This window comes from Phytobacter sp. V69 (assembly GCF_965644215.1).
In the GTDB taxonomy this organism is placed as follows: domain Bacteria; phylum Pseudomonadota; class Gammaproteobacteria; order Enterobacterales; family Enterobacteriaceae; genus Phytobacter.
In genome coordinates, this window is sequence record NZ_CBFFRL010000198.1 from 1 (window position 1) to 8,182 (window position 8,182).

The 8,182-nt window shown below is 56.0% G+C and carries 8 protein-coding genes; 1 reads left to right on the plus strand and 7 read right to left on the minus strand.

Going from position 1 to position 8,182, the window contains the following annotated elements:
• Positions 1–137 precede the first annotated feature (137 nt).
• The gene (locus ACSZPU_RS20880) at positions 138–572 is read left to right on the plus strand and encodes an EamA family transporter (protein WP_499002778.1); all 435 of its coding nucleotides are present in this window, start codon (positions 138–140) and stop codon (positions 570–572) included.
• Here ACSZPU_RS20880 and arnF read toward each other — a convergent pair whose 3' ends face one another.
• Genes arnF through arnB form a run of 7 tightly spaced genes read right to left on the minus strand, consistent with a single transcriptional unit; the run spans position 573 to position 7,948 of the window.
• Positions 573–962, minus strand: a complete 390-nt coding sequence (gene arnF, locus ACSZPU_RS20885) for a 4-amino-4-deoxy-L-arabinose-phosphoundecaprenol flippase subunit ArnF (RefSeq protein WP_499002780.1) — start codon at positions 960–962, stop codon at positions 573–575. It abuts the gene before it with no gap.
• On the minus strand, positions 959–1,294 hold the full coding sequence (arnE, locus tag ACSZPU_RS20890) for a 4-amino-4-deoxy-L-arabinose-phosphoundecaprenol flippase subunit ArnE (protein WP_499002782.1): 336 nt from the start codon (positions 1,292–1,294) through the stop codon (positions 959–961). The genes arnF and arnE overlap by 4 nt, the downstream gene beginning before the upstream one ends.
• Entirely contained in the window at positions 1,291–2,952 is a 1,662-nt protein-coding gene (gene arnT / locus ACSZPU_RS20895; RefSeq protein WP_499002784.1) for a lipid IV(A) 4-amino-4-deoxy-L-arabinosyltransferase, read from the minus strand. Before arnT ends, arnE begins: the two co-directional genes overlap by 4 nt.
• Positions 2,949–3,848, minus strand: coding sequence for a 4-deoxy-4-formamido-L-arabinose-phosphoundecaprenol deformylase (arnD, locus tag ACSZPU_RS20900; RefSeq protein WP_499002786.1), 900 nt, complete (start codon positions 3,846–3,848; stop codon positions 2,949–2,951). The genes arnT and arnD overlap by 4 nt, the downstream gene beginning before the upstream one ends.
• Positions 3,845–5,827, minus strand: coding sequence for a bifunctional UDP-4-amino-4-deoxy-L-arabinose formyltransferase/UDP-glucuronic acid oxidase ArnA (gene arnA, locus ACSZPU_RS20905; protein ID WP_499002788.1), 1,983 nt, complete (start codon positions 5,825–5,827; stop codon positions 3,845–3,847). Before arnA ends, arnD begins: the two co-directional genes overlap by 4 nt.
• Entirely contained in the window at positions 5,824–6,807 is a 984-nt protein-coding gene (gene arnC, locus ACSZPU_RS20910; RefSeq protein WP_499002790.1) for an undecaprenyl-phosphate 4-deoxy-4-formamido-L-arabinose transferase, read from the minus strand. Before arnC ends, arnA begins: the two co-directional genes overlap by 4 nt.
• Positions 6,800–7,948, minus strand: coding sequence for a UDP-4-amino-4-deoxy-L-arabinose aminotransferase (arnB, locus tag ACSZPU_RS20915; protein ID WP_499002792.1), 1,149 nt, complete (start codon positions 7,946–7,948; stop codon positions 6,800–6,802). The genes arnC and arnB overlap by 8 nt, the downstream gene beginning before the upstream one ends.
• Positions 7,949–8,182: the final 234 nt, after the last annotated feature.

The following is an 8,182-nucleotide window of genomic DNA, read 5'->3' on the forward strand; positions in this document are numbered from 1 at the left end:
TATCGGTAGTTAACCCTTCCTCCTACACTCTCCACAATCATGTCCGAGCGTTGCACTTATTATCTGAATTCGCGCTCCACTGAACCCCACCGATTAAATCGCACCTTCCTTAATTGTCATAATGAATGGGAGAACGCATGTTTTCACTCAGCAACTGGTTTATCTGGGCGATGTTGTCCGCCTTTTTTGCCGCACTAACCGCCATTTTCGCGAAGGTTGGGATTCAGAACGTGGATTCCGATTTTGCCACCTTAATTCGCACCGCCGTTATTATCGTTATTCTGGCCGCTTTTATTTACTTTACCGGTAAATGGCAGAATCCATTAATAATTGGCAAACGTACCTGGTTCTTTCTGATCCTGTCGGGCCTGGCGACGGGGGCGTCCTGGGTGTGCTATTTCCGGGCGCTTAAAATCGGCGAAGCCTTTAAAGTGGTGCCGGTGGATAAAATGAGCGTAGTGATGGTGGCGATTTTTGCCTTTATTTTCCTCGGGGAACGCCCGGGTTTACGAGAAGCAGGTGGACTGCTTTTGATTACCGCGGGCGTATTATTGCTGGCACTGCGTAGATAATCAGGCGTGCTTTTTATGTGCGGGCAGAAAAATGACCAGTACGCCCGCAATAATAATCAGCACACCAATCAATGACTGAACAGAAAAAGCGCCATGCATGCCGGGTAAAATAAGCGATGCTGACCACACCAAAATATAGCTGAGGCTTAACAGGGTGTAGGCTTTACTCAACGCCAGGTTATGTAAAGCCAGATACCAGAAAAACATCGAAGCCAGATAACCCGCCAGCCCGGCCAGCAGCAGTGTGGTTTCCAGATGAACGGGCCACAGTGCGCCGATAAACGCGTAAAACTGCGAGACCGGCGGAAGGGCCGCCATGGCATAGCCCATCGCAAGCTGTGCCGCACTGGTTAATAGCACGCTGACCAGCGTCAGAAGAATGCCTTTCATGCCGCACCGCCCAGAATCACAATCCCTACGATGATTAACCCCACGCCAAGCCAGTGACGCAGGTTAACCGGTTCATGCCATATTCCCCATGCGGCCAGCGTTACCCAGACAAAGTTGAGGCTTAACATTGGGTAGGCAATACCCACGGGAACGCGTTGTAACACCAGCAGCCAGAAAATCATGCCCAGGCCGAGACAGGCCAGCGCCAGTCCGAGCCAGGTCAGAATATGACGACGGCGGCCCACCGTGGAGGCGGGCCGTGTCGCTTGCTTTTGGCACAACTGTCCGGCGAAGCTCAGCAGGCTTGCCAGAATAAGCAGAAACCAGATCATGGTAGCGGTGCATACTCTATGAGTGCGATTCGTCCCTGGACAAACACGTTTGACGGGGGCGGAACCGGCAGGCTGTTAACGCTTTCACCGCGTGAGAGCAGAACCACCAGCGTGACTTTGCCGTCCTGACGATGCTGCGCCAGCCAGTCGTTGAAATCACTTTCAGCGACGAACTTGTCTTTCGCATCCGGGTAGCTGAGGCCATATTTCAGCTCGCCCGTCTGGCCAAACATAATAATATCGCTGCGTTTCAGTTCCCACGCCAGACCTGCGGCGACACCGACATTATCACTCAGAATATAGCGGCTGGAGGCCAGCGATTCTTTGGTCATGTCGATGACGAACTGCGGCTGTTTGGATTCCATCACCCGGTTAGGGATGGCGAAACCAATCAGCAGCGCCAGTCCTGCCGGACACAAGGCCGAGAGCATCCAGCTTTTTTCCGTATTGCGCAGGGTATACCAGCCCACCAGTGCCCAGACGAAAAAGGCCATGGCGGCGCAGAACACTTTATAGCTTTCGAGCGTCGTCCATACCGGGTTTTTCAGCGGCCCCCAGGGGGACGCGATAAACGCCGCAACCAGACCAAACAGGCCAAAGCCGATATTAATCCAGGCATTGACGCGCAGCGCACGATAGCCTTTCTCTGCCGCCTGCACCGAATACCGGGCCATCAAAATCGCCAGCGGCGCGAAACAGGGCAGGATATAGGTCAGCAGTTTGCCTTTCGCGATACTGAAAAACAGGAATGGCATCACTATCCAGCACATCAGATAGAGCGTAGCGCGGTTATTTTCACGGCTAAACCATGCCAGGCGCAGTGAACCAGGCAACAGTCCCAGCCAGGGCAGGCTACCCAGTAAGATAACCGGCAGGTAGTACCAGAACGGGGCTTTGTGCTGCGCGTCCGCCATGGCGAAACGCTGAATATGCTCCACCCAGAAGAAATAGTGCCAGAAATCCGGCTCATGCTGGGCAATGGCCAGCCCCCACGGGAGGACAACCAGTACGCAGCTGGCGATGGCAAGCCAGCCCCAGATCAGCACCTCTTTCCATTTTTTCTGCATGATAACCCAGGGCAGGACGCTCAGTACCGGGACGGCCAGCGCCAGGAACCCTTTGGTCATCACCCCCATGCCGCAAGTCAGGCCCAGCAGCACATAACCCGCCGCTCTCACGGAGGTGGTTTTCGCCTGCGCGGCAATCCAGAATGCGCACATCCCGGCAACCAGCCACAGGGCAATCATCGGGTCGAGCACCGCATAGGTGCCAATACCGTAGACTTCCAGCATGGTGATAAAAATGATGGCGGCAATCATCGCCACACGTTTATCACGCCAGAGGTGCCAGGCAAACCACGACACCATGCTGGCGACCAGCGCGGTTGAAAAAATCACCCCCGCGCGCACGGCAAAGTTGGTGCCGCCGAACAGCCACTGGAATATCGAATTCATCCAGTAACCGGCAATCGGTTTTTCGAAATAACGCAGGCCGAGGAAATGCGGCACCGTCCAGTTGCCGGTGCTGAGCATTTCGCGGCTGATCTCTGCATAACGGGTTTCATCTGGCTGCCAGAGTAAACGCCATTCGACAGGGATCAGGTAATAGATGACAAACAGCGCAAGGACAATCAGACCGTAGCGTGACGACTTTGTCATTCCGTTCTCTCCATTTGCTGACAGCCCAGCCATCCTTCCCGGCCGGCAATCTCGCCACGTACAACCTTGCCCGTGGGCAAGGTGCGTAAGTTTGCAGGTAACAGCTCGCCCAGCGGGCAGAACTGAATGTTCGCCTCGGCGGCGCGCTGGAGTAAATCTTCAAACTCAAGGCGGTGGGCAATGCCCTCCACCTCGGCATGAATGGTGTAAACCGGCGCGCCGGGATCGTCCAGCATGCGGGTCAGGATAAAATCGTTGAACTCGCTGGCGCTCACTTCGCCACCGACAACTTCATCCCAGGTTGGTAAAGTGACCGGAATCTGCACCGTCCCCGTCTGGCCGACACCCGTTAGCGGTAAAAAGGGTACGCTGCCCCGACAGTCGCTGTTATAGCGAAAATCGAAGGCCTCTTTTGCCTTGATCACCCGCTGGTCGGCACGCCAGCCGGCCACCGCCGAGCAGGTGATATCCGTGCCGATGATGGCTTCCAGCTCTTCCTTTCCCAGCGCGATTTGGTGGAGCAGCTCGTCGCTGTCCCACACGCCGCACCAGGTCTGCCAGGCGTGATGATCCCACGCGTGCAGCCCCACTTCATGCTGTGCGGCGGCGCTGCGGATAATATCCGCATTGGCCCGCCCGATATTCCTGCCGGGCCACGCGGTGCCCGCCAGTAAAATATCCCAGCCGTACAGCGAGGCCGCTTTTGAGCGCAGCATCTTTAGCAAGAATTTCGGCTTAACCAGCCGCCAAAGATGCCGTCCCATATTGTCCGGACCCACGCTAAAGAAGAAGCTTGCGCGAACGCCGTAGCGATTGAGCATGTCCAGCAGCGACGGCACACCTTTACGGGTGCCGCGGAAGGTATCGACGTCTATGCGCAGGCCGACTTTTCTCATGGCTTCTGTTCCGTGACCTCAACGGTGCGCAGGAAGAAGTCCAGCGTCTCTTCAACGGTCTGCTGCATCTCTACCGTCGGCTGCCAGTCCAGGCAACGTTTGGCGTTGCGAATGCTCGGTTTACGGTGTTCGACGTCCTGGTAGCCTTTGCCATAGTAGTCGCTGCTTTCCACTTCGCGGAAGCCAGCAAACGGCGGGAAGCGGTCGCGCAGCGGGTGACGTTCAAAGCAATCGAGCAGCATTTCCGCCAGCTCTTTGATGCTCGCTTCGTTCTCCGGGTTACCGATGTTGATGATCTGCCCGTCGCAGCGGCCATCTTTGTTTTCGATGATGCGGAACAGCGCTTCGATACCATCGCTGATATCGGTAAAGCAGCGTTTCTGTTTGCCGCCTTCGATAAGCTTGATCGGCGAACCTTCTACCAGGTTGAGGATCAACTGAGTGATGGCGCGGGAGCTGCCAATACGCGCGGCGTTCAGGTTATCCAGACGCGGCCCCATCCAGTTGAACGGACGGAACAGGGTGAATTTCAGGCCGGTTTTGTCACCGTAGGCCCAAATCACGCGGTCCAGCAGCTGTTTGGATACCGAGTAGATCCAACGCTGTTTGTTGATCGGCCCGACCACCAGGTTGGAGGTGTCTTCGTCAAAATTGGCATCGGTGCACATGCCGTACACTTCGGAGGTCGACGGGAAGATGATGCGTTTGTTGTACTTCACGCAGTCGCGGATGATCTTCAGGTTCTCTTCGAAGTCCAGCTCGAACACGCGCAGCGGGTTACGGGTGTACTCGATAGGTGTCGCAATCGCCACCAGCGGCAGCACCACGTCGCATTTCTTAATGTGGTACTCGATCCACTCAGAGTGAATGCTGATATCGCCTTCCACAAAGTGGAAACGCGGGCTCTCCAGGAAACGGCTGATGGCATCAGAGCCGATATCCAGGCCGTAAATCTCGTAGTTATCGTCCTGCAACAGACGTTCGGTCAGGTGGTTACCGATAAAACCGTTTACCCCGAGGATCAGCACGCGGGTGCGGCGTTTCACGGCCACAAACGGACGGCTGGAGAGCAGCGCACCCGGTACCAGTCCCATTGCCGGGGCAAGCTGAGTACCCTGCATGTAAACGCCATTCGCGCTCTGGCCGGTGACGATTTCCAGCGCGCCTTCGCCGCAGGCGACTACCAGCGGCGCGACGGACAGCACGGTGCCCGGTTTCGCCGCCGCCAGATCGGTACGCACACGGGATTTCCAGACGATAAATTTGTTGGTGCCGACATGGCCAAACGCGCCCGGCCATGGGGCGCTGACTGCACGCACCAGGTTATGCAGCTCTTGCGCCGGTTTTTCCCAGGTCAGACGACCGTCTTCCGGGGTACGACGGCCAACGTAGGTCGCCTGAGTATCATCTTGCGCGCGCTCCTGAGTCTGGCCGCTGCGGATTTTCGGCAGCGCATCGCCCAACAGGGTTTGCGAAGCGGCACACAGTTTATGGTGCAGGGACAGGGCCACGTCAGAGTCGGCAATGGCGACGGTCTGCTGTGCCACAATATCACCCGCATCGGCGCGGTTCGTCATGCGGTGCAGGGTCACGCCGGTCTCTTTCTCACCGTTGACCAGCACCCAGTTCAGCGGCGCACGGCCACGGTATTTCGGCAGCAGCGAACCGTGCAGGTTGAATGCCCCTTTCGGCGGCAGGCTCAGAATCTCGTTGCACAGCAGGTTGCGGTAGTAGAAGGAGAAAATCACTTCTGGTTCCATTGCGCGAATGCGGTCAACCCACAGCGGGTGGTTCACATCATCCGGAGCGTAAACCGGGATTTCCTGCTCAGCCGCGAGGCGCGCAACGGATTTAAAAAAGTGGTTCTCGCCGCTATTGTCGGCGTGAGTGAAGATGGCGGTAATTTCGTAGCCCGCTTCCAGCAGTGACTGTATGCCCGTGCACCCCATATCGTGATACGCAAAGACGACGGTTTTCATGACTCAATTTCCTCAATAGAATTTGGGGTTTCCTGACGGATAACTCGCTGAATAAAGTAACGGGGGCGGGCACGGACATCGTTATAGATGCGGCCGATGTACTCGCCGAGTAAGCCCATGCCAACGAACTGCGCACCGATGAAGGTGAACAGAATGGCGAAAAGGGTGAACACACCTTCGGCAGCCCACTGTGGCCCAAGAGCAAGACGCATGACGACTAAGATGACGGAGAGCGCGAAGCCCACCAGCGCGATGACGCTGCCAAACACGCTCAGCATGCGCAGCGGCGTGGTGGTCAGGCAGGTCACCAGGTCATACATCAGGTTAATCAAACGCATAAAGCTGTATTTCGAATCACCGAACTCGCGCTCCGCGTGATGCACCGGAATTTCGGTGGCCCGGCGGGCGAACATGTTGGCGAGAATCGGGATAAAGGTGCTGCGCTCGTGGCAGTGCAGCATCGCCTCGATAATATGGCGGCGGTAGGCGCGCAGCATGCAGCCGTAATCGCCCATCGCTTTACCGGTGGTGCGCTGAATCAGGTGGTTGATCATGCGTGAGGCGGTTTTGCGAAACAGGCTGTCCTGGCGGTTCTGACGAACCGTACCCACCACGTCATAGCCTTCTTCGGCGGTTACCACCAGGCGAGGGATCTCCTCCGGCGGGTTCTGCAAATCGGCATCCAGGGTGATGATCAGGTCACCGGTCACATGGCTAAAACCGGCCATGATGGCGGAATGTTGACCATAGTTGCGGTTCAGCAGCACCGCCACGATATGGCTGCCTTCGGCCTGTGCGGCATCGACCAGCATTCTGGCAGAATCATCGCTACTGCCGTCATCGACCAGCAGAACTTCATAATCCTTGTTCAGCAGATCGCAGGCTTCGGTAGTACGACGAATCAGTTCCGGCAGGCTGTCCTGTTCGTTATAAACAGGGATCACCACGGAGACTTTATTAATTGGGCTGTTCTCAAACATCGTATTGTCCCGCCAACTGATGAAGTGCAGCGATAACACGGCTGGTGTCGTCATCGGTCATATCCGGGAACAGCGGCAGCGAACAGATGCGCGCGCTGTTCCACTCGGTATTAGGTAATACCTGGTCCGGGAAATTCTCGCGGTAATATTTCTGCGTGTGGGCGGCGCGGAAATGCAGGCCTGTGCCGATGCCCTGTGCTTTCAGCGCTTCCATCAGCGCATCGCGGGTCAGGCTGCAGCGTGTTTCGTCAACGCGAATAATAAACAGATGCCAGGCATGGACGTGCGGCCAGGCTGGGGCGGTCAGTGGCTGAAACGGGGTGTCGGACAGCTCGCGTAAATAGCGTTCTGCAATCTCGGTACGACGCTGGTTGGCTTCATGAAGCTTGCCGAGTTGTACTAACGCCAGGGCGGCATTGATGTCCGCCAGGTTGTATTTGTAGCCAGGGGAGATAACCTCCGCCTGCGGGGCGCGGCCATGCGTCTGGCGGTCATAGGCATCAACGCCAAGACCGTGGAATTTCAGGCTGCGAATACGCTGGGCCAGTTGTTCATCGTCCGTTACCACCAGGCCGCCTTCGGCACAGGTCATATTTTTGATGGCATGGAAGGAGAAAATCGCGGTTCCACGATTGCCGACATGCTGCCCTTTGTAATAGGTACCAGCGGCATGGGCGGCATCTTCGATAACCGGGATATTGTATTTTTCGCCTACTGCGCGAATCGCGTCGATATCGGCAGGCGCACCCGCGTAATGTACGGGAATGATAGCTTTCGTTTTCGCTGTGATGGCGGCTTCAATGCTTTGGGCAGTGACCATCAGCGTGTCGCGGTCGACATCGATCATCACCGGCGTTGCACCGAGCAGCACCACCATATTGAGGGTGGAGACCCATGTCATGGAGGGGGTAATCACCTCATCGCCTGCGCCAATGCCCAGCGCCATCAATGTGACGTGCATACCGGCGGTTGCCGAACTCAGGGCAATCGCATACTGGTTGCCCGTTAACTGACAAAATGCCTCTTCCAGCTGTTGGTTTTTGGGGCCTGTCGTAATCCAACCCGACTTCAGAACGTCCTGAATCGCCGTTAATTCCTCTTCGCCTATAGAAGGTCGTGAGAAGGGTAAAAATTCACGCATTACTTTTCCTTACCGTTGCTGGCAATGAATTCGCACTGTAACCAGGGAAGCAGCAGACTCATTTCGTTGAGGGTTCTTCCCTAGATTATGGTTTATTTATTAACTCAACCTTAAGAGATTACATATTGTCCTTAATGTTCACTTAAAATGGCGTTTATTTAGATAGTGTCGTCACAAGATTTTAGCCCAGAGAGCGATGCATCTGATCTGGACGGCAGCGAGAAATGAGGCCGT